Raw genomic sequence first — 26,258 nt, 5'->3', positions numbered from 1 at the left:
GCAGATGTACTTCTGTTCAGGCGGAAGCGCGCGGTGGCTCGCCTTGACGGGGATGTCGGGCTTTGCGGGGGCCCGGACGTCGGCCCCGGAACTGGGGTCCCGAGTCTTGGGGTTCGAGTACCGCGCGCCGTCCTGTCGCTCGTTCGGGGGTTTGGGAGAGGCGCGCGGGCCGACGCTTGAGCTTCGGGGTTCGAAGGCCGGGATTCGAGCCGTGTTGTTCATCCGGGAGGTAGGTAAGGGTTTCTGGGAAAACCACCCCCTCCCCACCCCGTCACGGGCCAGCAAGTATGACTAATTGTGAGCAAGTTGCGGCGGAGAGTTGTGGCTGCTTACGGTGCCCTCAACCAAACGACCCCGACGCGGTGTTCGCAGCACCGGCCGGGGTCTCACCCAAGATCGACAACCTAGAAGGACGATCTCGTGGCTAGTCAGCACCCTAGCTCCCCGCTGCCCGCCCCCGCAGCTTCACGCCCGTACCGTAAGGCCCACACCGGCTACGGCAAGCAGTCCGTCCCCGGCCAAGGCCAGCCCGGCGGCGACGACTTCGCCTTCCTGCCGGAGCGTGAGCGGTATGTCGCCGGGTATGTCGACCACCTGCCCGACGGCGCCGCCATGGACATCAAGTCGCTGGCCAAAGACCTGCCCCTGTACGGCCAGATGGCCATCGGTACCGCCCTGCGCGCCCTCGCCGTGGCCGGGCACCTGCGCCGCGTACGCTGTCGCGTCGAGAGCGGCGGTCAGCACCGGTGGGTGACGCTCACCTACTGGTCACGCGCCGCCCACGACAACGAGTGGTGGGCCGCCCGGCTCGCAGGTGTGGCTGCCGCGCCGGAGCAGGCATCCGTACCCTCCGCCGAGCCGGGGCCCGAACCAGTCGTACCCCGGCAGCGCACCGCGGAGTCGCCCCCGGACCGGCCGCTGGAAGCAGGCACCACGACGCCCCCCGGCCTCAACCCGCCGGTATTCCCCGTGCCGGGAGACGAGCCGGTCGCAGCCGCCCCTTCGGCTGCTGCGGCTCCTTCCCCCGCCTACCTCGCCCTGGCCGAACTCGGGCGCCGCGAACCCCGCTTGGCGCTCTCCGCCGCCGATTGCGCCGCCCTGGAGCCACTTGCCGCCGCCTGGTTCGCACGAGGTGTCAGCGCCGGCTACCTGACCTCGGCGCTCACCGCCGGGCTTCCCGAGCGGATCGGATCACCCATCGGCCTGGTGCGCCGCCGCCTCACCGACAAGATGCCGCCCCAACTGCCCGTGGCACCGGCACCGGCATCGGGCCTGCCCGACACTCCCGTGCGCAGTCTCCTGGTCGAGTGCGCCGAATGCGGCCGTCCCGGCCCGGCCGAGGCACTCCCGGACGGCCTCTGCAACCCCTGCCGTACCGTGCACCAGAAGCCGGAATCGCCCGACACGGCGGCCCCGGAGCAGGGCGAACGCGACGTCGCAGCCCTCGTCGCCAGCCTCCGCAACCTGATGCACAGCCCCTGAACGCCCCGCGCGGAACTCGGCGGGAGGCCGCGGAGTTCGAGCCCCTCGCCTGCTCAGGAGTTGTACTCGTACTGGGGCAGGCGGATCAGTAGTCGGCGAAGTTCCAGAACATGCCCACCTCGGTGTCCGAGACTACGACGAGGCCGTAGTCCTCCGAGTAGACGCCCAGCGGGCTGTACCCCCAGTTCGGCGTCGTGAAGTCGAGTGTGCCGCGCACGAGGGCGTGGGTCCTGCTACGCGGTCAAACGTGGGCACGGTGCTGACGGAGGTGGGAGAGCCCGTCCTGCTGTGAAGCCGACCAGGTCGAATTCACCTGTGCCGTTCCCGCGACTGTGGGGCCTGGTGGGTGCGTTGGGACTGTCTTCCCTGCCTGTCTCTCCTGATCACCGCGTGGCATGCTGGTCAATCGCATGGTGGGTTGATCTGATGATTCGTTAACCGGGGGCCGCCTCGTGGGGTACACGATTCCTGAGGGTGTCGACACGATGCTCGATGTGGTCGGTGTGGGCTGGCCGAACGTCGATGAGGACGCGTACCGCGATATGGCGGACGCGCTGCGGGAGTTCGGGGAGGACGCGGACGACGACGCGTACGCGGCTTATCAGCACATCCAGAAGCTGCTCGCGAGCGGGCAGAGCGAGTCGCTGACCGCACTGGACAAGCACTGGTCGAAGGTGCAGGGCAAGCACAAGGACCTGGCGAAGGCGGCGCGGCTCGTGGCCGGGGCGCTGGACCGGGTCGCGGACATCATTGTGGCCCGGAAGATAGCCGCGGTGGCTGAACTGGCGGATTTGTGCGCGACGGTGGGTATCACCCTGGCGTTCGCCCCGGTGACGGCCGGCCTGTCGACGCTGCTTGCCGGCGCGAAGATTGCGGCTACTCGTATCGCCTTCAAGCGGATTCTGAAGGAGATGGCCGAGGCGGCGGTCGGGGAGATCGTCGCGATGCTCACCGAGCCGGCGGTCGCCGCGATCGAGAACATCGTGGCGGACCTGGCGGTCCAGACGGCGCTGAACGTCGCGGGTGTGCAGGACGGTTACAACGCCGACCAGACGGCACAGGCAGGCAAGGAAGCGCTGCAGATCAACTCGGTGGGTGGGTCCGGCGGCCCGGGTCCGGGTGGCGGCCCGGTGATCGACCACGACGCGCACAGCAAGGCCGGGATGCACCTGGCCGGTGTGCAGATCACGATGCGTGAGAAGACAGGTGGCAAGCTCGGCAAGGCCAAGGGGCACCATGGCCGGGCCAAGGGCAAGGACTCCCTGACCGCTGTACTCGACACCACGATCGAGGGGGTGGTGGAGAAACTTGGCAAGGCGCTCGGTGACCTCGGCGACCACGTGGGCAAAACGGTGCCCGACCGCATCACCAAGAGCTCCAGGATCCACAAGGACACCGACCACGATATCCGTGACCGCCTCAAGAGTGTCTCCGTGAGGGACGGCAAGGACGACGACGGTCGCCGTGACACCTCGCAGGACCGGCCGGTCCGTAAGGGCGACGGGACACGCCTCAAGCCCGCTTCCCTCGACGGCGCCAAGGAGAACGCACGCCGTCATGCCATCTCCCTGGAGAAGAAGACCTGCAAGAACGACCCGGTCGACGTCGCCACCGGCGAAATGACGCTGCCCCAGACCGATCTTGTACTCCCCGGCACCCTCCCCCTCGTTCTGCGCCGTACCCATTTGTCCGACTATCGCTGGGGCCGCTGGTTCGGACGCAGCTGGGCATCTACCCTGGACGAACGCATCGAGCTGGACCCCAAGGGCCAGGGCGCGGTCTGGGCGCGCGAGGACGGGTCGTTGCTCATCTATCCGCGGCTGCCGGCCCCGGATGATGTGGAGGGGGTCCTGCCGGTTGAGGGGCCTCGCTTGCCCCTGACCCATGTCGGGAGGGACAACGCATCCGCGACGACCTACTGCATAGCAGATGAGTCGGCAGGCGCTACGCGCTACTTCACGGGCAGCCCGTACAAGGAGTCTCCCGCGTACTGGCTGAGCGAGGTCGAGGATCGCAACCACAACGGCATCACGTTCGTACGCCGCAGCGACGGAGCTCCGGTCCGGGTCGTGCATGACGGCGGCTACCAGGTCGCGTTGCGCGTCGAGGACGACCGGGTGACCGAGCTGTCGCTGCGCACACCCCAAGGACCGGTCATCGTACGGCACTACGGCTACGACCGTGAGGGCAACCTCGACGCGGTTGTCAACTCCTCCGGCCTCCCCTTGCGGTTCACCTACGACTCAGAGGCGCGCATCACGTCCTGGACCGACCGTAACGACTCCACATTCCAGTACGTCTATGATGCCGCCGGCCGCGTCGTCAGGACGATCGGCCCGGACGGCATGCTCTCGTCCACGTTCGCTTACGAGACCCACTCCGAAGCGGGTGGGGGAACGACCCGGTACACCGACTCGACCGGCGCCACCAGTGTCTTCCACTGCAATGACCGGCTCCAGGTCGTGGCGGCGACCGACCCGCTCGGTGCCACGCAGAGGAGCGAGTACGACGAGTCCGGCCGGCTCCTGGCCCTCACGGACGCGAGCGGGGCGACTTCCCGGCTGAACTACGACGCCGACGGCCGGCCGACCGAGCTGGTGAGGGCGGACGGCCACCGCACGACCGTCGCCTACGACGGCCGGGGACTCCCGACCTCCCTGACGGAGCCTGATGGAGCGAGGTGGCTGCACACCTACGACGAGAGGGGCAACCGCACCGCTCTCACGGACCCGAGCGGGTCCACCACGCACTACAGGGTGGACCCGGGTGGCGCCGTCACCACCGTGACCAACGCTCTGGGCGAGCGCGTGGAGATCACTCGGAACAGCGCCGGGCTCCCCCTGAGCATCGCCGACGCATCCGGGACCGTGCGGCGTTACGCGTACGACCCCTTTGGGCGACCGATGCTCGTCGGAGGCCATGAGGAGACCGGTGCGACCCGGCTCGAATGGTCGGTGGACGGTCGGCTCATAGGCCGGACCGACCCCGACGGCAGTTCCGAGCAATGGGAGTTCGACGGCGAGGGCAACTGCACCCTGTACACCGATCCGCTCGGCGCGACGGCCCGTACCGAGTACACGCACTTCGACCTGCCGGCCGCCCGTGTCGCACCTGACGACACGCGCCACACCTTCACGTACGACACCGAACGGCGACTGATCGAAGTCACCAATCCGCAGTCCCTCTCCTGGAAATATGACTACGACGCGGCTGGACAGCTGATCAGCGAAACCGACTTCGACGGCCGCACCACGACCTATGCGTACGACGACGCCGGCCGACTCACGCGGCGGACCAATGCAGCCGGACAGGCCGTCATCTACCGCTACTCCCCAGTCGGGCAGCTGACCGACAAAACCGTCGACGGACGCGAGATCCTCTTCGACAACGACCCGTGCGGTCGCCTGGTCCGTGCCGTCGGTCCCGACGCCACGCTGGCCTACCGCTATGACGCCGTGGGCCGCATCGTGGAGGAGACCGTAGACGGCCGGACGCTCTCCACCGTCTGCGACGCGGTGGGCCGCCGTACCCACCGCATCACTCCGCTGGGTGTCGCGACCATGTACTCCTACGACGCGACGGGAAACTACGAGACGCTGACGGCATCCGGCCGGACGTTCTCCTTCGAACACGACATAGCGGGCCGGGAGATCCGACGCACGCTCGGTGACCGCCTCGCTCTCACCTTCAGCTGGGACCAGGCCGGCCAGCTCACCGAACAGACCGTCACCGCCGACCGGTCCGCGCAACCGGCGATCGACCGCACGTACGCGTACCGCCGGGACGGGCACCTGACGGCCGTCACCGACCGCCACACGGGCCACCGTGCCTTCACACTCGACCGGGCCGGCCGTGTCACAGCCGTACAGGCAGAGAACTGGACCGAGCACTACGCCTACGACGAGGCCGGCAACCAGACGCACGCCTCGTGGCCCGACAAACACCCCGGAAGCCAGGCCCGCGGCGCTCGCAGGTACACCGGAAGCAGCCTGGTGAGCGCCGGCGGTATCCGTTACGAACACGATGCCCAAGGACGCGTGGTCCTGCGCCAGAAGAGCCGCCTGTCACGTAGACCCGACACCTGGCGATACACCTGGGATGCTGAAGATCACCTCACCTCTGTCACCACACCCGACGGCACTCGCTGGCGCTATTTGTATGACCCCTTGGGCCGGCGCATCGCCAAGCAGCGACTCAATGCCGACGGCACTGCGGCCGAGGAGACCCGCTTCACCTGGGACGGCACCACCCTCACCGAACAGACCACCTCCGTGGCCGGGTCGCCCGAGCTCATCACGCTGACCTGGGACCACGACGGTCAGGCACCACTCGCGCAGACAGAAACCAAATCCCTGGCCGACGCCCCGCAGGAAACGATCGACCAGCGGTTCTTCGCAATCGTCACCGACCAGGTCGGCACACCGACCGAACTGGTCGACGAACACGGCACCGTCGCCTGGAAAACCAGGGCCACCCTGTGGGGCACCACCACCTGGAACCGGAACGCGGACGCCTATACGCCGCTGCGCTTCCCCGGCCAGTATTACGACCCCGAGACGGAACTCCACCACAACTACTTCCGCCACTACGACCCGCAGACCGGCCGCTACCTCAGCCTTGACCCGCTCGGACTCGATGCTGCACCGAACCCCCACACCTATGTCGACAACCCCCACACCCTGACAGATCCCCTGGGTCTCGCGCCCTGTGACGAGAGCGACGTCAGCTGGGGCGGCCGCGTACGGTACGGACGCCCCGGACCGGGCGGGCGGGCAAGCACCATGCGCGCAACCATCGAGGGAGACATGACAGGCGGACAGACCAAACCGAGTGCGAAGGTGCCGGGCTACGAGAAGTACAAGAAGTTGAACAAGACCCACCTGCTCGGCGCACAGATCGGTGGCTCGAACAAGGATCCGCGCAACTTCGTCACGATGCACCGTTTCGCCAACTCCCCGGTCATGCGAAGAATCGAAGATCAGATCAGGGAAGCCGTCGACAAGAGAGGGGAAACCATCGAGTACACCGTCACGCCCGTCTACCGGACCAACGATCCCACCGACGTCGTGCCGATCGGCCTGACTATCGAAGCCCAGGGCGACAAGGGTTTCAGCTTCACGCCCTACGAAGGCGGCAGCAACAGCAACACCGTCACTATCCTGAACGTCCCCAAACGCGTCTGACCCGGCACAGAAAGAGACCACACCATGCACCCCGCCGTGGAACGCCTCACCGAACTCGTCGCGCCTTCCGGTCCGCGCCGCTCCCGGGACTGGCCGGCTGCCGAACGGGAACTCGGCACCTCGCTGCCAACCGACTACCGGCAGCTCGTCGAGACGTATGGAGGCGGCGTCTTCGACGAGACCATCTGGCTCCTGGACCCTGCCTGTCCCGACGACGATTACGACCTCCTGGCCCAAGCCGCCGAAAGGGCCGAGATCCTCGAGAAGCTGTGGGAGGTCGAGCCCAAACCAGCCCAGCTCGAAGAGCCCGGCACCAAGGTCCTGCCTTGGGCCTACATCGAGGGCACCGGAGCGATGCTGTACTGGCTGGTGAAGCCGGCGCAGGAGCCCGATGAATGGACAGTCATGTTCAATGAGGGCCGTGGTCCCTTGTGGGAACATCACGACACGCAGTGCGCATCCTTCCTCCTGGCTGTCCTCACCGGGCAGGCGGAGACCGAGTACTTTCCAGAACTTCCGGCTGAACAGCACCAGTTCGATTCCAACGACGAGATCCTGGGTTAGTTGCGCAGGTGGGCCTGTTGAACAAACGACCCTGATAGCTCCCTTGGCCTGCGGGTGTGGACGACCAGTTGCTCTGCCAACCGGCGGGCGAATTCGCCGGACCTGTTGCCGAGGGCTCTTCGCACTTCTACGCCGACCACGGTGTGTGCGTACGCTGACACGGCGTACGCGGGCATTTGCCGGTGAGTGGTCCAGAGCTACCCGCATCACCCGCTACACCGACTCCACTGGTGCCACTTCCGTGCTGCTCCTCAACCACCGGTTGCAGGTTGTTGCCGAGACCGATCCGCGGCGAAAAGGAACCTGCATGGACTTTGTACTGGATCCGCCCCGCGGAGTCGCACCCGTCCGGCTTGGCATGACGTTCGACGAAGCCGTCGCGGCGGTATCCGAATGGGGTGAACCGAGGGCCGTCGGGCCTCGGCTGCACTCGCCGTTGGTCACTGTGAGTTTCAAAGTGGACGAGGTGGCATTCCAGATCCATCTGGAGGAGGAGGACCGGGTCACGGCGATCGAGCTGTGGTGGCCCGGCGAGGGTAGGCAGTCGTCGACACGCGTACTCCTGGATGGGGAGGACGTCTTCACGACACCCGCCAGGCAGATCCTCGAGCACGCGGTCGCACGCGGCTGGGCGGTCGAGGACGCACTGACTGAGAATCCGGTCATCCCCGGCGTCTCCCTCGGGTTCGCCCGTCAGACTTCGCAGGAGATGCCGCGTGATATCGATGGGCGGCTCATGTACTTCACCTCTGTACTGGTAGGCGGCGAAAGGTACTTCGACTTCCGCGCGGAACTCCGGACCTGATCCGGGGTGGCGTCCTGTGCGGCGCGCGACTTGAACTCGGCGCGGCGCGCTGCTCAGCGAACGCGGCCTGCACGGACGCATCGCGCACAAGGGGGAGAAGGCGCCCATCCAGGCCAGTCAGCGTTGGCATGTCGAGCGCACCCACGCCTGGCAGAACGCCTTCTACCGGCTCGCCCGTTGTTACGAGCGGCGCGCCACCGTCATCGACGCCTTCTTCGACCTCGCCGACACCATCATCACCGTCCGGAGCCTGATCCGCCGTGCCTGGACGACCCACCGCTGGGATACACGCCCCCAGCGCCGGCCATGAGCACCCATCTGCGCAGGTCCTTTGCGGCCGGGGACTGGATCACCGCGATCGGTGCGTTGCGGGAAGTCCAGCTTCGCTGGACGTATCCCCTCGCGGTGCATGCTCGTACGCCTGCTCAGCCGTCAGCGAACGACCGCATGGCCGCGAGAGCGGCCGCGCAGGCTGGAGCCATGGATGTGATCGAGGTAATGCCGGGGCTGCGTATGCTCCGCTTCCCGGTGGGGGCGGCTTATCTGTGGCGGGACGGCGACGAGCTGACCCTGGTCGACACCGGGACGGCGGACTGCGCGGCAAAGATCGGGGACGTGCTGGAGGGCGAACTGCGGCGGATCGTGCTGACGCACTGGCACGAGGACCATGTGGGCTCGGCCGCCGAACTGGCCGCCCGGCACGGGGCGGAGGTGGTGGCACACCGGCTGGAGGCACCGGTGATCCGTGGGGAGGTGGCCGGGACGCCGCCCATACTGGAGGAATTCGAGGTGCCGATCCGGGCGGCGCTACCACCCCTGCCGGCCGCTCCGCCGTGCCGGGTGGACCGGGAGGTGGAGGACGGCGATGTGCTGGACTTCGGCGGCGGGGCGATGGTGGTCGCGGCGCCCGGGCACACCGATGGGTCGATCGCGCTCCATCTGCCTGGGCCGGGGGTGCTGTTCACCGGCGATGCGGTCGCCAACGTCGGCCGGACCATGCTGGGTGTCTTCAATACCGATCGAGTCCGGGCCGTTGCGTCGCTGCACCGGCTGGCCGAGCTCAAGGTCGAGACGGCGGTCTTCGGACACGGTGACCCGATCTTGCACGGCGCGACGGCCGCCCTGCAGGGGGCGGCCGACACAACGGTGTGACGGGAGGTCGGCTCTTCGGTTAGACTGGGCGGTTTGATCTCGGAGGGCAGACAAGCTCCTCATCCAAACCCCACAGCCACGATCGCAGCGCAGGCGCAGGTCTCCTCCGTGGTCACAGAGCGTCGCAACACCGTGATCACGGAACCTTCGCCTGCCCTATCGTCCCGACGGCCACAGCAGCCGCCTATCCGCGCGGGCTCTAAGGAAAGTGAATAGTCCCATCTGGACGGCTTCCCTGGCCCGCGGGTGTGGACGACCAGTCGCCGCGCGCCACCAGGAGGGCGAACTCCCCGGGCCTCCTGCCGAGGGCGCCTTTCCTTCGGTACCGCCCATGGCGCGTGTGCGTACGCTGACATGGCGTACGCGGGTTCCTGCTGGAGAACACGCCCTGGACGGGATCGGACTGTGCCAGGTCGCGGTACATCTCTCCTACAGCAGCCGGGAGTTGCACGCCCGGATCCGTACCCTTGGCCACGGCTACGCAATCGCCGTGTCCACCAGCCACCGCGTCACCACCCCGGGCGGGAAAGCCAAGGCGCCAAGGGCCTGGCCCACCTCGACACGGGCAGGTCACCTGCTGGACCTCCTGGCACCGCTGGAGCCTGATGAGCCTGCTCGCCTACGCGCTCCTGGCCGTCGGCGCCCTCCACGAGCGCCCTGTCCGGCTGCCGTGGAGGATCGTGATTCGGGGGGCGGGTCCTCCCAGGTCGTAACTGGTCCCGCTCAGGAGACCTTTACTGAGGCGGGCAGCGTGCTGGGCACGACGGGCTCGTTCTGGCAATCGAGTGTGCTGGCCATCACGCGGGCCGAATGGAGGAGGAGCGTGAGGTGGTCTCGAACGGTCACACCGTCGGTGAGCGTGTCGGTCAGCTCGCCCGTCAGAGGGACTTCGCGCTCCTGTCCTGCCGGGGTATCCGGTACCTTGCACTGCACGTAGACCTGGTATCTGGCTTCCCTGTATTCATCGGCCCCGTAAACGAGCTTCACGTCCGAATTGACCTGCGTCAGACGAGGCTCCGAAAGGATTCCGTTCTCGGTCCCTTTGTCGAACGCAGTATCGAAAGGGAAGGGGGAAGGTTTGTACGTGAGGCCGATTTGCATCCCCGTGGAGATGTCGGTCCGGATCATGCACATATTCGACTCGACGTACCGGGTTGGCTTACTCTCGGGAGTCCACTTCCGGACTTGATCATGGTGGCGAGATCGGGCATCAGCCAGAGAGGCCGGGCTCCTGAAACGCAACTCTTCGGATCCTCCGACACCACGGTCTATCTGTTTCAGCCCGGACGTGCCGAACAGTTCCTGGCATGCCTTGCGCTGTGCGGCAGCCACATCCGCATCTGTTTCATTCGTCGTTTCCGAGCAGGCGCTCACTCCGAGAGCCAAGGAACACATCAGGAGGATGTGGACAGGTGTAAGTGTCCGCATACGTCACCACCCCCGGGCGTCGTCGGTGTCGCTGAGCCGTCCGCCCCTGTTGTACGAGTCCTCGGCCGTCCCCATCAGTTTGCGGATTTCACCGCTCTCCATGTTGTGTGCCTCCACGTAGTTGAGGAGGGGCCCCATCGCGTTCTGCCGCCCTTCAGCCTTGGCCTTGTCGATTCCCTGGGCTGCTTCGTCGTGGTTCTCGAACTCATGGTCCTTGAGCCACTGCATGGTTTCGTTGCCGAACTGTGTGTTGGCGGCGCCGCCAATGGTCTCGATGGCTAGAGGAACAGCAACCACGGCTACTGGTCCAGCATGCCGTGCATCTTCACGCTGTGCAGGCCGGCCGCGACGGCGGAGTCGCTGTCGTCGCCTTGAGCCGTCATGAGGCTCGACCCATAGACCTGTTGGGCCACGGAGAGGGTCGCGTGCGAATCCTCGTCGGCTCCCAGGGCCCGCATGAACTGCACGCTGCCCGTCTCGCCGTCGTGGAGCTCGGTGAGGGCGGAGCCCATGTCCAGACCGTCGTTGAAGAGCTCGATGGAGGCGTCGAAGGTGTTCTGACGCGCATGATCCGCGTCAACGCGCAGACCCTCCCGCAGCGCGTAGGCCAGGTTGCCGAGCTTTCCCAACTGGTCGTTGTGGACAACCAGATCCTTCTGGCTGCCCCCGCCACTGCCGCCTGAGGCAGCCGCCTGGTTCAGTTGCATTTGCGCCGCGCTACGTTTCGCCGCAACCTCGGCCTTCAACTGGTCCCACTCGTCCCATGCCATGCAACAGCCAGCTCCCCCGAGCGCGATCAGAAAGTCCGTGCGCACGCCAACGTATCAAGGAGCCCCTTCCGGCCTGACGGTATGGACTGGCCGTTGGTGGGCTGTACGAACTGATGAAGCTCTGCTGGACGGGCTTACAACCAAGGTCACCCGTGCCGACCGGGAGCTGGTGCTGACCCGCGCTCCCGGGGCCGTCCTGCGGATCGAGGTGTCCGAAGCGCGCGGTGAGCGGCGGCCGCCCGCACCGGGCAGCCTCGGCCGGTCCGGGCCTGCCGAGGGCGCCTTTTCTTCGGTACCGCCCATGGCGCGTGTGCGTACGCTGACATGGCGTACGCGGGTCCCTGCTGGAGAACGGTCTGGATATACCGCCAGATTGGGCACATGACACCACCGCCCACCTCCGCGACCGGTCAAGCGCTGCCCACCGCAGGCGTGTGCGTTCAGCGGTTCAGCTCCACACCGCGCGGCGCACGCCTCGCCCGCCGGCTCGTACTGCACCAGCTCGACGCCTGGGGCGTGCCGCACGGCAGCGGGGCGTCCGACACCGCCGCCGTGCTGGTCGCAGAGCTCGCCGCCAACGCCGTCACGCACGGCCGCGTCCCCGGCCGGGACTTCGAGGTCACCGCCGAGATCCTTGGCCGGACCCTGCGCATCGAGGTCTCCGACACCCGGGGCGAGATCCGGCCCCCCGCCCCGGGCGCGCCCCGCCCCGCGATGCCGTCGCTGTCGGAGACCGGCCGGGGCCTGCTGCTGGTGGAGGCGCTCGCCGACCGGTGGGACGTCCTTGACCGCGTACCCGTCGGCAAGACGGTCGTCGCGGAGCTGGATCTGCCGCACTGACGGTGCCGACGGCCCCGGACGGTCGCGCTGACAGGCCGTGAGGCCCGTCTATAGGCTGGGCCGGGAACGGCATCGGGCGGCGGCGGAGGGCAACGGGGACCATGACGGACCTGGAGGACAGTGCCGGTGGCCAAGGCGCCGGACGGAACCGACCGGTGGGGCCCCAGGGGTACGCCGAGGCGGAGGACGTCGACGAGCCGGACGCGCTCTTCCTGCCGCTGGGGGCGCCCCTCGAAATCGGGTCCGACGGCCGACCGACCGGCGTGGAGCTGGAGCTGCCTGCCGACGAGGAGGGCGAGGACTACAGCGACGCCGACGGCATCTCCGCCCCGTTCCGGCCCGACAGCATCAAGATCCATACGGAGACCACCACCGTGGATCTGCTGCTGTCCCGGCTGCGGGAGGGCATGATCGACCTCGCGCCGGACTTCCAGCGCCGGGCTGGGATCTGGAGCGACCGTTCGCAGAGCCGGCTGATCGAGTCGCTGCTGCTGCGCATCCCGATCTCCAACTTCCACATGGCCCAGGACGACGAGGACAAGTGGGCCGTGGTGGACGGCGTGCAGCGGCTCACCGCCATCGCCCGGTTCATGGAGCCCAAGGTCACGGGCGGCCTCGGCCCGCTGACCCTCCGGGGCCTGGACTACCTCTGGAGATTCAACGGCAGCACGTACCAGGACCTGACCGGGCGGCTGAAGATCCGGTTGCGTGAAACCCAGCTCACCGTCCACATCATGCAGCAGGGCACCCCGGAGGCCGTCAAGTACAACGTGTTCTCCCGGATCAACACCGGCGGTATGCCACTGAAACAGCAGGAGCTGCGGCATGCGCTGGTGCGGGGGCCCGTCCGGGCGTTCCTCGCCGACCTGGCCGAGGACCCGGCGTTCGGTGAGGCCACCCGGTGGAGCGTGTCCAACGAACGGATGGCCGACCGGGAGATGGTGCTGCGCTTCCTCGCCTTCCGCCTGAGCAATCCGGCCGAGCACACCGAGAAGGACTTCGACCAGTTCCTCATCAACGCGATGTACCAGGTCAACGCCCTCACCGAGGAGCGGCGGGAGCAGCTGGCACGAGAGTTCCGGGTAGCCATGCAGTGCGCGCGGGAACTGTTCGGTGAGCACGCCTTCCGCAAGTGGCGTGGGGGGCCGCGGAGTTCCCCCGCCATCAACAAGGCACTGTTCGAGACGATCTCCGTCGATCTCGCGCTACTCGACGATCACGAGCGGGACAGACTGGTAGCGTCTCGGGCGAAGGTGCACGACAGGTTTTTCGAGCTCATGGACAACTGGGACTTCGACCGGTCGATCTCCGTGAGCACCGGGGACCCGGGGAAGGTCCGCACCCGATTCCAGGAAGTGGCACGACTGTTCCGAGGGGTGGCCGAACAGTGATCGACCGTCTGACGCTGCACAACTACAAGGCGTTCCAGCACGCTGAACTCCAGCTCGGCCCGCTCACACTCCTCACCGGACTCAACTCGTCCGGCAAGAGCAGTGTTCTCCAGGCCCTCGCGCTGCTGCGCCAGTCGTACGAGGCGGGCGACCTCGCGGCCTCCGAATACCTGCCCGAAGCGCGACGGGCGGGAATGACGGTCAGTGTCGCGAACCAAGGCTTTCTGCTCAACGGCGAACTCGTCGGCCTCGGCACCGGCGTGGACGTCCTGCACGAGGACTTCACGGAGGACGTGGCCCGGATCGTCCTCGCCGTCGACGAGGGGCCGTACCACTACGGCTGGACCGTCGAGTACGAGGCCGAGCAGAACCTGCTGCCGCTGCTCGACGTGAACCTGCCGCTCACCTCGGAGGGACCCGACGCGCCGACCGGGCCGGAGGGTGTGGCCCCGTCGTTCCTCACCGCCCCCTTCCAGTACCTGCACGCGGACCGGATCTCGCCCGCCGAGTTCTACCCACGCGACCACCACGCCGCCATCGGCCGCGGCTTCCTCGGCGTCCGTGGCGAACACACCGTCAACTTCCTCCGCCACCACGCCCGCGACGAGGTCCCCGAGGGGTCACTGCGCCACCCTCGCGCCGAGTCCGACCTCCTGCTGGCCCAGGCCGCCGCCTGGATGGGCGAACTGTGCCCCGGGGTGGACATCCAGGCCGATGCCATCGAGGGCGCGGACGCCGTACGCCTCTCGTACGGGTTCCAGGGCACACTCGGTGCTACCCGACGCCGCCGCCCCAGCAATGTGGGCTTCGGCCTCACCTACGTCCTGCCGATCGTGGTCGCCTGCCTCACCGCTCGCCCCGGCTCCCTGGTCCTCCTGGAGAATCCGGAGGCGCACCTGCACCCGCAGGGCCAGACCCGGATGGCAGCGCTGGCTGCCGCGGCAACCGCGCAGGGCGCTCAGGTGATCATGGAAACCCACAGCGACCACGTCATCAACGGCGTGCGGCTCGCCGTCAAGCGGGGGCGGCTCGCCCCCGCGCAGGTGGTGCTGCACTACTTCCGCGGTGACGGCACCGGCGTGGACTTCGTCAGCCCGCAGGTCGACACGGACGGGATGCTCGACCAGTGGCCCGAGGGCTTCTTCGACGAGCTGGAGAACACGCTCGACCAGCTCATCGGCTGACACCCGCCGGGGGGCGGGGCAAGGCGCACACCATCCGGAGGGGGATACGTGCCGCAGCTGTTTTTGAACGAGAAGTCCTGTGAGACCCGTGCCGACGCGCAGCGGGTCAACCACGCCATGACCCAGATGGTCAAGGCCGTCCTGGCTGCGGCCAGGGAGGACCGGGCCGGGACCCTGCTGGTCTCCCGGGAGCCGGTCACCGCGTTACAGCTCGCCGAGGGCCACGCCATCGGCAAGTGGATCGGCACCCCGGGTACCAAGGAGCTGTGGCAGCGGCTGCTGATCCTCCAGTCCAAGTGGCCCCACCGGCAAGCCTTTCCCGAAGGGGAGACCTACTCGGACGTCGAGTACCGGCACGACGGGGACACCGTCGAGGGGCTCGGAGCCGCGCACCTGACCGGAGGCCTGGGCATCTCCCTGCCGGTCGAGCCGCGCTGGAACGCCGACCGGCTGACCCTCGTCCGCGAGGAACTCCTCGACGACCAGGACGGCGGCTCCGCCCTCACCGAGGTGGAGATCTCGCACGCCGCCACCCCCGAGCACATCACAGCCCATCTGCCGTGGATCCGGCGCGGCGCGAACACCGTCCGGCAGAAGGCCGTCGAAGGCCTGCGGTCCGGCATCGAACTGTGGGCCCTGCGCTCGGAACTCTTTCCCCTCCTCCAGTTCACGTCGCTCGCGGAGCAGCACTTCGCCGAACTCCCCGAGGTATGGGTGCGGCCGGTGGGCGAACGGCTCGGGGAGCTCCAGGACGCGGTCAGCGACTGGGATCCGGTGCGACAGCCCGTCGCGCCCCAGTGGCGTTCCTACATCCGCACCGAGTTCGAGTCCCGGCGGCGGCTGTGCTGGTTCCCCGACACCGACGGCGAGGACCGGCTGTTCGACTGGCACTGCGACTTCCTGCCGTCACCGGGCCGTATGCACTTCAGGCTGGTCCACGAGGAGCGCACCCTGCGCATCGCGTACGCCGGGCGGAAACTCGGTAAGTGATCCGGGCCCGGAGCCGCCCGGCTGCCCCCGTTACCGTAGGGCGGTGAACGGGAGCCCCGGGCCTGCCCCGCTCCCACCTGCCCCACCAGCACCAAGGAGGACCGCGCGTGCGTCCCACACTCGCCGCCGACCAGGTACGGGCCAGTCTGAGCCAGTACCTCGCGACGACGTACGCGCTGGCCGACGAAAGCACCCGCCGCGCCCTGGAGGGCTTCCTCGGCGACGCCGAAGACGGCATCTTCCGCGGCCCCTACCTCCGTATCCGTACACCCTTCCGGAGCGCCGAGGGCGACGACTGGCAGCGGCACCTGACCTGGTGGCCCCGCGACTTCACCCCGCACCGGCACCAGGAGCTCGCCTGGGAGAGGCTGTCCACGCTGCACGGTCCGGCGCGGCCCACCCTCGTCACCACCGGCACCGGGTCCGGGAAGACCGAGTCGTTCCTGATCCCGCTGCTCGACCACTGCCGCCGCGAGCGTGAGGCGGGCCGGGAGGGCGTCAAGGCGATCCTGCTCTACCCCATGAACGCCCTCGCCACCGACCAGGCCCACCGCATCAACAAGCGGCTCGACGACCCCCGGGACACCCGGCTGCGTGACGCGGGTGTGCGGGCCGCGCTCTACATCGGCGACAAGCCGTCGCAGGAGTTCAAGCAGGCGAACCCCGCGATCACCGTCGACCGGGACGAGATCCGGCGCACCCGGCCGGACATCCTGCTCACCAACTACAAGATGCTCGACCTGCTCCTCCAGCGGCCCGAGGACCAGCGGCTGTGGCAGGACTCCGCGCTCGCGTACGTCGTCCTCGACGAGTTCCACACCTATGACGGTGCCCAGGGCACGGATGTCGCCATGCTGCTGCGCCGGCTCGGGTCCGTCACCGGACTCGCGGAACCCGGCCGCCCGCTGGGGCCGGTCTGTCCCGTCGCCACGTCGGCCACGCTGGGGGAGAACGGCCCCGGCGGGACCGGACGGGCGGGCGGCGGGCCCGGCATGCTGGAGGTCGCCGAGCAGGTCTTCGGCGTGCCGTTCCCGCCCGAGTCGGTCGTCGGTGAGGACCGGCGCTCCACCAAGGACTTCACCGGCGAGAGCGACTTCACGCTGCCGTTCCCCTCCCCGCAGGAGGTCGCCGAGCTCGGCGACCCCACCCGCGATCCGGACGCCATGGACGGCCTCGTCACCGCGTTCACCGGTCTGAACGGGCCCAGCCCGGAGGAGCTGGGCGGCGTGCTGCGCCGCCACCGGCTCACCGCCGCCGTCCTGGAGATCCTCGACGGCACCCCCAGGACCCTCGCCGAGATCACCGAGGTGCTGCCCCGCTACGCCTACCACTGGGGCATGGCCGTGCAGCAGCGGCCGCGCACCGCCGCCCAGGCACTCGCCCGCTACATCGCCCTCCTGTCGTACGCCCGCGACCCCGAGCACCCCGGGCGGCCACTCCTGGCCATCGAGATCCACCACTGGGTACGGTCCGTCTCCCGCGTGCTGCGCGGCATCAGCGCGGCCCGTGCCGAGTTCCGCTGGGACGACGAGCGGGTCACCTCCCGCGGCGCACTGGCCCGCAAGGACCAGGGATCGGCCACCAGGACATCGCCGTACGACGGGGAGGACCCCGTCGTACCGGCCGACGCGGCCGAGCAGGCCGCCGTACCCGCCTACGACAGCGCCCCGCCGCCCGCCGAGGTGTTCCTGCCCGCAGTCTTCTGCCGCGAGTGCGGACGCTCCGGCTGGGCCGCGTACTCGCCGGAGGTCGACCCGGCCGAACTCGACCTGAACGCCTCGAAGATCCGCCGCGCCTCGGTCGGCCGCGACAAGCGCCGGGTGCGCAACATGATCGCCGCGACCCCGCAGGAAGTGCACGACGCCGCCTTCGCGGCCGGGGCGGAACGCCGACGCGGCGGACCCGCCGTCATGGTCCTGGAAGGCGCCGGCGGACGGCTGCGCCCCCTCTCACCCGAGACCGACTTCACCGCCCCCGCCGACGGCGACGGACCACGCCGGCCCAGGCCCCTCCACAACGCCGCGTTCGTCCACGCCGACCTCGACGGCGACCGGGCCGCCGAACGCGACCAGTGCCCCGCCTGCCGCACCTTCAACTCCATCCGCTACCTCGGCACCGGCCTCGCCGCGCTCGCCGCCGCCGCCGTCACCCAGCTCTTCACCGGCGGCGAACTGGACAAGAACAAGGGCGAGAACAAGACCCTCCTCTTCAACGACTCCGTCCAGGACGCCGCCCACCGCGCCGGATACGTCGCCAGCCGCTCCTACACGTTCTCGCTGCGCGCGCTGCTCGCCAGCCGCATCGACGAGGACGAGCCCATCACCCTGAGCGATCTGGCCGCCGACCTGATCGCCGATGTCGTCGACAGCAAGGCGGTGCAGGCCGCCGTCATCCCGCCGGACCTGCACCTGATCCAGGGCGTGGACACCCTGCTCTCCGGACGCAGCCGCGGATCCCGGGCCACCTGGGAACTGATCGCGCAGCGCCTGGCGTTCGCCACCGTCATGGAGTTCGGCCTGCGGTCCCGGCAGGGCCGCACCCTGGAACTCACCCGCACCGTCGCCGCCGACGTGCCCCTGCCCGACGCCGACGCCGTCGCCGACCTCGTACGGGAGACGCTGCTCACCACACCCGGAGAGATCGCGCTGCCCGACGGATCGGTGCCCGGCCCCGACCGGTACACCGGCTTCGTCCGGGGCCTGCTGGAGCGGCTGCGTATCCGGGGCGCCGTCCGGCACGCCTGGCTGGACCCCTGGCTCGACCAGGCAGGGGTGCGCCGGTGGGCGATCTGGGGCGGACGCGAAACCGGCATGCCGGCCTTCCCCCGCGGGGTCTCCGCGCCCGCGTTCCTGCTCGGCACCCCCAAACAGGGCAGTGAGGACTTCGACGTCCTCACCGGCCGGCTCGGCTGGTACCAGGACTGGGCCGTACGCGCCCTCGGGCTGCGCAGGGAGGCCGCCACCGACTTCCTGACCCGGCTGCTGCCCGCCCTCGCCGACACCGGGGTCCTCGCCGTGCGCACCGCACTCGACGGGGCCACTCGCGTCTACGGCCTCCAGCCCGGACACATCCAGGTCCGCAGACTCGCCGACGACACGCTGCCCGACGCCACCGCGCACTGCCCGGTCTGTTTCTGGGAGCAGACCGTCCACCCCGACCTCGCCGACCAGTGGCACGGGCAGCCGTGTCCGCGCTACCGCTGCGCCGGAATCCTCGCCACCGGCCGCGACCTCGACAGCGGCCTGCGGCAACGGGACTTCACCGACGACTTCTACCGGCGTATGTACCGCGAGGCCGGCGTCTTCACCATCAACACGGCGGAACACACCGGCACACTCAGCCGCGCCAAACGCGAGGCCGTCGAGAAGGCCTTCCGCGAGGGCACCGACGTCCACTACGCCAACCCGCAGGTGCTGTCCTGCACCCCCACCCTCGAACTCGGCATCGACATCGGCGACCTGTCGGCCGTCGTCCTCGCCTCCCTGCCGAAGGGGCCGGCCAACTACATCCAGCGCGTGGGCCGGGCCGGTCGCTCGACCGGCAACGCGTACCTGCTCACCATGGTCGACCGCGGTCCGCGCGACCGCTACTACCTGGAAGAACCCCGGCTCATGATCGCCGGGGACGTCCTGCCGCCCGGCTGCTACCTGTCCGCGGCCGAGATCCTGCGCCGCCAGTACCTCGCCCATCTCCTCGACCTCGCGGGCGCCGGACGGCTGACCGCCCCCGACGGGACGCCACTGCGGCCGCTGCCCGGACGCGCCACCGATCTGTTCGGGCCCTCGGCCTGGCAGGCCGAGTTCGCCGAAGCCGCGCTCGCCGACGGACAACGGCTCGTGCAGGGCTTCCTCGACCTGTTCCCCGCGTACGACGAGAGCCGCGGCACGGGCGTCAGCCCGCAGGCCCGCGCCGCCCTCGTCACCTACGCTACCGACCCCGGCGAGGAGGGACTGGGAGGCGCCCTGGAAACCGCGTGCCGGCGCTGGGAGGACCGCCGCGCCGACCTGCAGCGCCGGACCGAGGCCATCGACCGGGCCCACGGACTGCTCGTCGCCGGCGACCCCGACCACGAACGGCAGGGGCGCGAACTGCGCGCCGAGCGCCGGGACGTGGCACGCGTCTCCCGCGAGATCAGCCGCACCACCGCGCACGGTGCGCTCGTCGATCTCGGCCTGCTGCCGAACTACAGCCTGATCGACTCGGCGACCGAACTGGAGGCCACCCTCACCTGGGCGGAGAAGCAGGCCGACGGCACCCGTAAGGACCACAGCAAGACCCTCCACCACAGTCGCCCCGCGCGCCTCGCCCTCTCCGAATTCGCCCCCGGCAACCACTACTACGCCCAGGGTTACAAGCACCGTGTCACCGGACTGGACATCGGCAGTCCCGGCCGCCCGGCCTGGATCTGGTGGCGCGTCTGCCCCGACTGCGGGCACGTCCGCACCCACCGTGCCGAGCAGGATCCCTCGCCCTGCCCCCGCTGCCGGTCCGCGGCCATCGGAGACGTCGGCTGCCTGCACAAGGTCCTGGTGCCGCGCCGCGTCACCTCCCGGGACGAACGCGACGACGTCCGCGTCCGCGACGACAGCGACGAACGGGAGAGGCGGCACTACACCGTCGTGCCCGCCGTCGACATCGACGCGAAAGACGTCGAACAGGCGTGGAAGCACGAACACGCCACCTTCGGGTGGGAGTTCACCCGCCAGGCACGCATCCGCCACATCAACACCGGAGCCACCCGGGTGGACGGCGGCACCGACACGGCCTTCGCCGGGCGCGAGGTCCGCCTCAACCCCTTCTGGGTCTGCGACGCGTGTGGCTTCGCCGACCCCGACGGCGGCCCCGCCGCCCAGGACACCGGTGACGCGGCCGCATACGGTAAGTACCACCGTCCCTGGTGCCCCAGGCGGCGCAGCGGGGCGGATACCGCACGGCGGGGCGAGAAGGTGCTGCTCGCCCACGAGCTGCGCACCGACGCCCTGCGCATCCTCATCCCCGCCGTCACCGCCCACACCCAGGAACGGCTCGCCTCCTTCAAGGCGCTGCTGCTGGCCGGTATCGCCCGCAGCTACGGCGGCGACCCCGACCACCTCGCCGTCGTCACCGACTCCATGCCCGAGGAACGTGGCCAGGCCGCCCTGCGCCGCCACTTCCTCGTGCTGTACGACACGCTGCCCGGCGGCACCGGATATCTGCACCGCCTCGCCGGCCAGGACGGCCTCAGGGGCGTCCTGGACGACGCCCGCCAGGTGATCGAGACCTGCGTGTGCGTCGGCCAGGGCCGGCCCGCGTGCCACCGTTGCCTGCTGCGGCACGTCACCGACGGCGAGTACGAACTCGTCTCCCGCGAGCACGCGCTGGACATGCTCGGCGACCTCTTCGGCCGCACCGCCGACCGATGGAGTACCGAACCCGTCGCCACCGCCCGGGACATCACCCTCGTGCACCAGGTGGAGAGCGAACTGGAGGCACTCTTCCGGCACGGGCTGCTCGAATGGGCCGAGCGGGTGGACGAGGTCAGCGTCCGCACCGCACTCACCGCCGACGGCACCAGGGACACGACCCTGCGCTTCACCGCACCCGACGGCACGGTCCGCGGCTGGCAGATGGAGACGCAGACACCGCTCGGCTTCACCCGGCCCGACGTCGTCTTCCGCAGCACCGACGACGACCGGCGGGTGGCCGTCTACCTCGACGGCTATCGCTACCACGCGAGCCCCGAGCACCTCACCGCCGAGGACGACGCGGGCAAACGCACCCGCCTGCGGGCGGAAGGCTGGCAGGTCTTCCAGCTCACCTGGGACGACGTGCAGGCGTGGACGGGCCGGACGAAGCCGCAGGCCGACCCCGTCTGGAAGCCGTACCCGAACACCGCGCAGAAGACGGCCATGGACGTCCACCGGCGCATGCACGGCGGAGACACCCGGGACCTGTCGCGCTTCGTGTGGGCCAACCCCGTCGAGACGCTGATCGGGTACCTCACCGACCCGGACCCCGACGCCTGGCGGCGCCGCACCCAGAGCGCGCTCGCGGGCTTCGCCGCCGTGTCGGCGACCAGCAGGGCGTTGGCCGACGGCGAGGCGACCGGCCGCAGGGTCGGCGAGGCGCTGCACGGGCGGCGGCTCGCCGGAGGACAGGGCGCCGTCCAGGTCATGGCGACCCGGGACGCGTCAGGGTGTCCGCTCACCATCGCGCTCGACCTGCGCAGGGGGCAGACCGGGGCGGTCTGGACGGCACTGACCGTGCTCGACGACAGCACGGCCACGGTCACGGCGGACGAGGCCGCACACCGGCGGCGCTGGCAGGCCTGGCTCTACTGGAGCAACCTGCTCCAGTTCCTCGACGTGGGCGAGGGAGACGGGGTACAGCTCACAGCCGGCATGCTGCCGGGATTCGACCCGGCCGAGCTGGCGGTCACCGGCGGCGCCGGGTGGCTCACCTCCCAGCGGCGGGCACACGAACCCGAGTCGGTCGGGCAGACCGCCGAGGAATCCCCCGCGGCCGTCCGCGACCCCGCCTGGGAGGAGGTCATCGAGTTCCTCATCGACGACCCCGGCCTTCCCGGCCTCGCCCGCGTCCTCGCCGGCCTCGGCCTGCCCGCGCCCGAGGCCGGCTACGAACTCGGAGCAGCCGCCTGGCCCGCCGAACTCGCCTGGCCGGCGCGGCGGATCGGTGTCGTCCTTGCGCACCGGCCGGACCCGGGCAGCAATCGGGACATCGACGCCGAACAACGCGACCGGGCCTACCGGGACGCGGGCTGGCAGGTCCGCACCGCGACGGAATGGGACGCCGGTGAACTCGCCGGGCTGGTGAGCGGAGTCGCCGGTCGGGCCACGAACGAACACGAGGAGAACGAGCGATGACGGTCACCGGCGCGCCCAGGACTGGCGTGACCCTGCGCCTGCTGGACAAGGCCGACAAGGAAATCGTCAAACTGGACCGCGCCGTCCTCGGGGCGTTCTACAAGTTCCAGCACGACTTCCGCCGCAACCCGGACGCCGGCGGCTTCGACCTCAAACAGCTGGAAGGCCACGACCGGCTCTGGTCGGCGCGCGTCAACCGCGAGTGGCGGGCCCTGATGATCCGCCTCGGCGGTGACGACTGGCTTCTCGTCTCGGTCAAGCACCGCAGCCACGTCCACAAGAACCTGGACCGGCTCAACTACGGCATCAACCACATCACCGGCGCCATCGAATACGTCGACCTCCAGGTCGTCGAGGAGAACGTGCAGCGCCGCGAACCCGCGCCGCCCGCAACCCCCGCTCCGGAACCCGCCCCCCGCAGGCCGGTGGAAGAGCCCCTGTTCGCCGCGTACACCGACGAACAGCTCGCGGACCTCGGCGTCGCCGAACCGCTCATCCCGATCGTCCGGAAACTCACCACGGACGACGAGCTGCTCGGTCTCGCCGAGTACGCGCCCCGCCACACCGGGGAAGTCCTCCTGCGGCTGCGCGACGGTGTTCCCTACGACGCGGTCATGGACCAGGTCACCGCGCCCGTCGCCGTGAGCGAACCCGAGCAGAACCTCGACACCGACGACTGGCAGGCGGCCATCGACCGCTCCCAGACCGTGGTGATCACCGACGACGAGTCCCTGCAGAGCATCCTGGAGGAGGGCGACTTCGGGCGGTGGAAGATCTTCCTCCACCCCACCCAGGAGAAGCTGGTCCACCGGCGCTACTCCGGCCCGGCACGGGTCGGCGGCGGGCCGGGGACGGGCAAGACGATCGTCGCCCTCCATCGTGTGTGCCACCTGGTGCGAGGGCTCCCGCCCGGTCGCAACAAGCCCGTCCTGCTCACCACGTTCAACAAGAACCTCGCCGCCGATCTGCGGGCCCGGCTCCTCTCGCTCGGCGGCCCCGACGTACTCGCCCGGGTCGACATCGCCCACGTCGACCAGCTCGCGACCCGCCTCGTCAGCGAGGCCGACCCGGGCAGCGCCAAGCGGCGGATCGACGACACGGCAGCCTTGCGCGAGTGGCGGGAGCTGTTGGTGGAGGTGGGCGAGACCCGCTGGAGCGCCGAGTTCCTCAGCGACGAGTGGAACCAGGTCATCCTCGGCCAGGCCGTGACCTCCCGGAGCGACTACTTCGCCGCCCGGCGCGCGGGCCGAGGACGCAGCGTCACACGCGCCGAGCGAGCCGGCATCTGGCAGCTCGCCGAACGTTTCACCCAGCGCCTGGAGACCAAGGGGCTGGAGACCCACCGCCAGGTCGCCGAGCGAGCGGCACGGCTGGAGATCGCTCGCAAGGCCAGAATCGACCGGCGGTCGGAGGAACGCGACGACCGGGGAGGCCTGGACAACCTCCACGTCGAGGCCGGCTCCGGTGCCTGGCTGCGCTACCGCTATCGGCACATCGTGGTCGACGAGGCGCAGGATCTCAGCGCCGCCCACTGGAAGATGCTGCGCGCCATGGTGCCGGCCGAGCCCGACGACATCTTCCTCGTCGGCGACACGCACCAGCGGATCTACGACAACCAGGTCACACTCGGCAGCCTCGGCGTCCACATCCGCGGCCGGTCCTCCCGGCTGACCCTCAGCTACCGCACCACGCGGGAAATCCTGCGCGACGCCATCCGGGTCCTGGACGACACGGACTACGACGACCTCGACGGCAGTGCCGAGACGATCGCCGGATACCGCTCCGTCCTCCAAGGCTCGAGCCCGTCCCTGCGGGGCGCACGCAGTTGGGACGAGGAGATGGACCTCGTCGTCGAGCAGCTACGCGACTGGCACGACGTGCCCCGCGAGTCCACGGCGATCTGCGTTCCGACCAACGACATGGTCACCCAGCTCGCCGACCGCCTTACGCGACGCGGCATCACCCCGACGGAGATCACACAGGACGGACCGCGGAACGACCAGGGTGTCCACATCGGCACCATGTACCGATTCAAGGGACTGGAGTACCGCTGCCTGATCATCGCTGGGGTGGCCGAGGGACTCGTACCCCGCGCCTCTGTGGATGCTTGGGAACGCACGGACCCGAGCCGCCACCAGCGTGAACTGCACCGGGCACGCTCGCTGCTCTTCGTTGCGGCTACGCGCGCCCGTGACGCGCTCGCCATCACCTGGCACGGTGAGCCGAGCCGCTTCCTGGAACCGCTGCTTCCGCCCCGGTGAAAGAGTGCGAACCGCCTCTGACCTGGTATTTTTCCCAACCCCACTGAGGGCGACATCTTTCCGATGACTCACCCGCCTTGCCGAAGTGCGGCCGGCCGTCCTGGGCCCGCGTGCCGAGGACGACGCGGTGCGCGGGGGCATGCGCCGCGGGCTGACGCACGCCTCGCGCGCTCTGTTCCCCTCCCGAGCACACGCCATACGACGGCGGGAGCCGAGCGCGTCCAGGCGGCGGGCGTCGGTGAGGAGCCGGGACACCACCGTCGGCGTGAGTCCCGCATTCCCCGGCCGTGCGACGTCGAGGCGTGGCGCGATCCGCTCCCGGCGGCCGCTCGTCATCTGAGCCGCACGTCCTGCTCGCCGAGCCGGGCACGGCCGGGTGCCGGCACGGTCAGCCGAGGCACACCACGAGCAGGCAGACCTCCGTCGGCGACGTGGATGCTGGTGCGTGGCCGGCCTGGGACGAGCCCGAGTCCGTGCCGCCGGCGGCTGCGGGCGCCGACGGCTGCTCCTTCGCCGTACCGGTGAGGTCGGGGGCCGTAGCACTTGAGGAGGGCGCGGTGTTCTGCGGCTGTGGGGCCGTCGTCGCAGCCGGACGGGGAGGCACGGTGGCGTCCGGCCGGGCGATCTGCGGCGTCCTGCGGGGCGGGGCCGCAAAGGGCTGCTGACGCGGGGCGCTGGTGGCCGGCGACTGCGCCTCGGGGGCGGTGTCTGACGACCGGTGAGTGGTGGGCGGTGTAGCCGCCGGACGGGTGTGCTCAGGCACCGGCTCTTCCGCGGCGCCCATGCTCCTGTCGTCCGGCGCTGTGGCCGCCTGTGCCTGGTCGGTGGAGTGCCGATCCATCGTGGCAACGGTCAGGCCGCCTCCGACGAGGGCGACGGCGGTCGCGACCACGGCCCGACGCTGGTTCTTCTTCCAGCGGGCCAGCTGGCGACGGCGTGCCGCCCGCCCCTGCCGAGCGGGCGGCACGCCCTCGACATCGGCGGACGGGCCGGCGTATGGGGCCGCGTTCGTGCCAACCCCGAGCTCTGCCTCGTCACGCAGGGGGGCGTCGTGCCACCTGTCGGAGACTGCGGACTCTCCGGCATACATTGCGCCGGGTGCGGCGCCGGTCATCCCCGAGGCGGCGCCCCGGGCCGGGCCGCCGCGGCCGTCGGCGGAAGGAGGAGCGATGTCCGGAGCGTAGGCGCCGCACCCGGGACACACCAGGGCGCCGTTGAGATGCCGACGACACGAGGAGCAGTAGTCCATCTGCGGTCTTCCTGGGTTGACTGCGCCGTCGGCCCGCCTGGGCCACGGCCTGATCACGTTCGCACGCGGGATCGAACGGCCAGCCACGCTAACCAG

Annotated in this window: 16 protein-coding genes and 1 pseudogene; 12 read left to right on the top strand and 5 right to left on the bottom strand. The window is 69.6% G+C overall.

Annotation, left to right across the window (positions count from 1 at the left end):
• Nucleotides 1-420: 420 nt before the first annotated feature.
• Nucleotides 421-1,482, top strand: coding sequence for a MarR family transcriptional regulator (locus tag OH809_RS11440; RefSeq protein ID WP_406422490.1), 1,062 nt, complete (start codon nucleotides 421-423; stop codon nucleotides 1,480-1,482).
• 85 nt (nucleotides 1,483-1,567) lie between these two features.
• Here OH809_RS11440 and OH809_RS11435 read toward each other — a convergent pair whose 3' ends face one another.
• Nucleotides 1,568-1,699: a hypothetical protein gene (locus tag OH809_RS11435; protein WP_406422491.1), complete on the bottom strand. Its 132-nt coding sequence runs from the start codon at nucleotides 1,697-1,699 to the stop codon at nucleotides 1,568-1,570.
• A gap of 235 nt (nucleotides 1,700-1,934) precedes the next feature.
• On the opposite strand from OH809_RS11435, the gene OH809_RS11430 reads away from it, so the two are divergent.
• The 5 genes and pseudogenes from OH809_RS11430 to OH809_RS11410 all read left to right on the top strand — a co-directional run bounded on the left by OH809_RS11430 (nucleotide 1,935) and on the right by OH809_RS11410 (nucleotide 9,186).
• A complete protein-coding gene (locus OH809_RS11430) occupies nucleotides 1,935-6,665 on the top strand; it encodes a DUF6531 domain-containing protein (RefSeq protein WP_406515083.1) in 4,731 nt (1,576 codons plus the stop codon).
• 24 nt (nucleotides 6,666-6,689) lie between these two features.
• Entirely contained in the window at nucleotides 6,690-7,229 is a 540-nt protein-coding gene (locus OH809_RS11425; RefSeq protein WP_406515081.1) for an SMI1/KNR4 family protein, read from the top strand.
• Between the two features lie 241 nt (nucleotides 7,230-7,470).
• Nucleotides 7,471-8,034 (top strand): hypothetical protein, encoded by a 564-nt coding sequence (locus OH809_RS11420; RefSeq protein ID WP_406515080.1) that lies wholly within the window; start codon nucleotides 7,471-7,473, stop codon nucleotides 8,032-8,034.
• Between the two features lie 52 nt (nucleotides 8,035-8,086).
• Nucleotides 8,087-8,344: pseudogene (locus tag OH809_RS11415) on the top strand (IS5/IS1182 family transposase); the annotation flags it as partial.
• A 170-nt stretch (nucleotides 8,345-8,514) separates the two neighbouring features.
• Nucleotides 8,515-9,186 (top strand): MBL fold metallo-hydrolase, encoded by a 672-nt coding sequence (locus tag OH809_RS11410; RefSeq protein ID WP_406425248.1) that lies wholly within the window; start codon nucleotides 8,515-8,517, stop codon nucleotides 9,184-9,186.
• Nucleotides 9,187-9,909: 723 nt separating this feature from the next.
• On the opposite strand, the gene OH809_RS11405 is transcribed toward OH809_RS11410, so the two are convergent.
• The 3 genes from OH809_RS11405 to OH809_RS11395 all read right to left on the bottom strand — a co-directional run bounded on the left by OH809_RS11405 (nucleotide 9,910) and on the right by OH809_RS11395 (nucleotide 11,384).
• A complete protein-coding gene (locus OH809_RS11405; RefSeq protein WP_406422495.1) occupies nucleotides 9,910-10,314 on the bottom strand; it encodes a hypothetical protein in 405 nt (134 codons plus the stop codon).
• Nucleotides 10,315-10,617: 303 nt separating this feature from the next.
• Nucleotides 10,618-10,911: a hypothetical protein gene (locus OH809_RS11400; protein WP_406422496.1), complete on the bottom strand. Its 294-nt coding sequence runs from the start codon at nucleotides 10,909-10,911 to the stop codon at nucleotides 10,618-10,620.
• 2 nt (nucleotides 10,912-10,913) lie between these two features.
• The gene (locus tag OH809_RS11395) at nucleotides 10,914-11,384 is read right to left on the bottom strand and encodes a hypothetical protein (protein ID WP_406422497.1); all 471 of its coding nucleotides are present in this window, start codon (nucleotides 11,382-11,384) and stop codon (nucleotides 10,914-10,916) included.
• 381 nt (nucleotides 11,385-11,765) lie between these two features.
• On the opposite strand from OH809_RS11395, the gene OH809_RS11390 reads away from it, so the two are divergent.
• The 6 genes from OH809_RS11390 (at nucleotide 11,766) to OH809_RS11365 (ending at nucleotide 24,913) form a co-directional block, all read left to right on the top strand.
• On the top strand, nucleotides 11,766-12,224 hold the full coding sequence (locus OH809_RS11390) for an ATP-binding protein (protein WP_406422498.1): 459 nt from the start codon (nucleotides 11,766-11,768) through the stop codon (nucleotides 12,222-12,224).
• Between the two features lie 155 nt (nucleotides 12,225-12,379).
• Nucleotides 12,380-13,615: a DUF262 domain-containing protein gene (locus OH809_RS11385; RefSeq protein WP_406515079.1), complete on the top strand. Its 1,236-nt coding sequence runs from the start codon at nucleotides 12,380-12,382 to the stop codon at nucleotides 13,613-13,615.
• Complete coding sequence (locus tag OH809_RS11380) at nucleotides 13,612-14,799, top strand: DUF3696 domain-containing protein (protein ID WP_406422500.1); 1,188 nt, start codon at nucleotides 13,612-13,614, stop codon at nucleotides 14,797-14,799. Before OH809_RS11385 ends, OH809_RS11380 begins: the two co-directional genes overlap by 4 nt.
• 48 nt (nucleotides 14,800-14,847) lie before the next feature.
• Complete coding sequence (locus OH809_RS11375) at nucleotides 14,848-15,789, top strand: hypothetical protein (RefSeq protein WP_406422501.1); 942 nt, start codon at nucleotides 14,848-14,850, stop codon at nucleotides 15,787-15,789.
• Nucleotides 15,790-15,896: 107 nt separating this feature from the next.
• On the top strand, nucleotides 15,897-22,652 hold the full coding sequence (locus OH809_RS11370; RefSeq protein WP_406422502.1) for a DEAD/DEAH box helicase: 6,756 nt from the start codon (nucleotides 15,897-15,899) through the stop codon (nucleotides 22,650-22,652).
• Nucleotides 22,649-24,913, top strand: coding sequence for a UvrD-helicase domain-containing protein (locus OH809_RS11365; RefSeq protein WP_406422503.1), 2,265 nt, complete (start codon nucleotides 22,649-22,651; stop codon nucleotides 24,911-24,913). Before OH809_RS11370 ends, OH809_RS11365 begins: the two co-directional genes overlap by 4 nt.
• 388 nt (nucleotides 24,914-25,301) lie before the next feature.
• Here OH809_RS11365 and OH809_RS11360 read toward each other — a convergent pair whose 3' ends face one another.
• Nucleotides 25,302-26,162: a hypothetical protein gene (locus tag OH809_RS11360; RefSeq protein WP_406422504.1), complete on the bottom strand. Its 861-nt coding sequence runs from the start codon at nucleotides 26,160-26,162 to the stop codon at nucleotides 25,302-25,304.
• Between the last annotated feature and the right edge of the window lie 96 nt (nucleotides 26,163-26,258).

Origin of the sequence: Streptomyces sp. NBC_00873 (assembly GCF_045207415.1) — a bacterium.
Classification (GTDB): Bacteria; Actinomycetota; Actinomycetes; order Streptomycetales; family Streptomycetaceae; genus Streptomyces.
The sequence above is the reverse complement of the archived record's forward strand: the minus strand, read 5'-3'. Positions and strand labels throughout refer to the sequence as shown.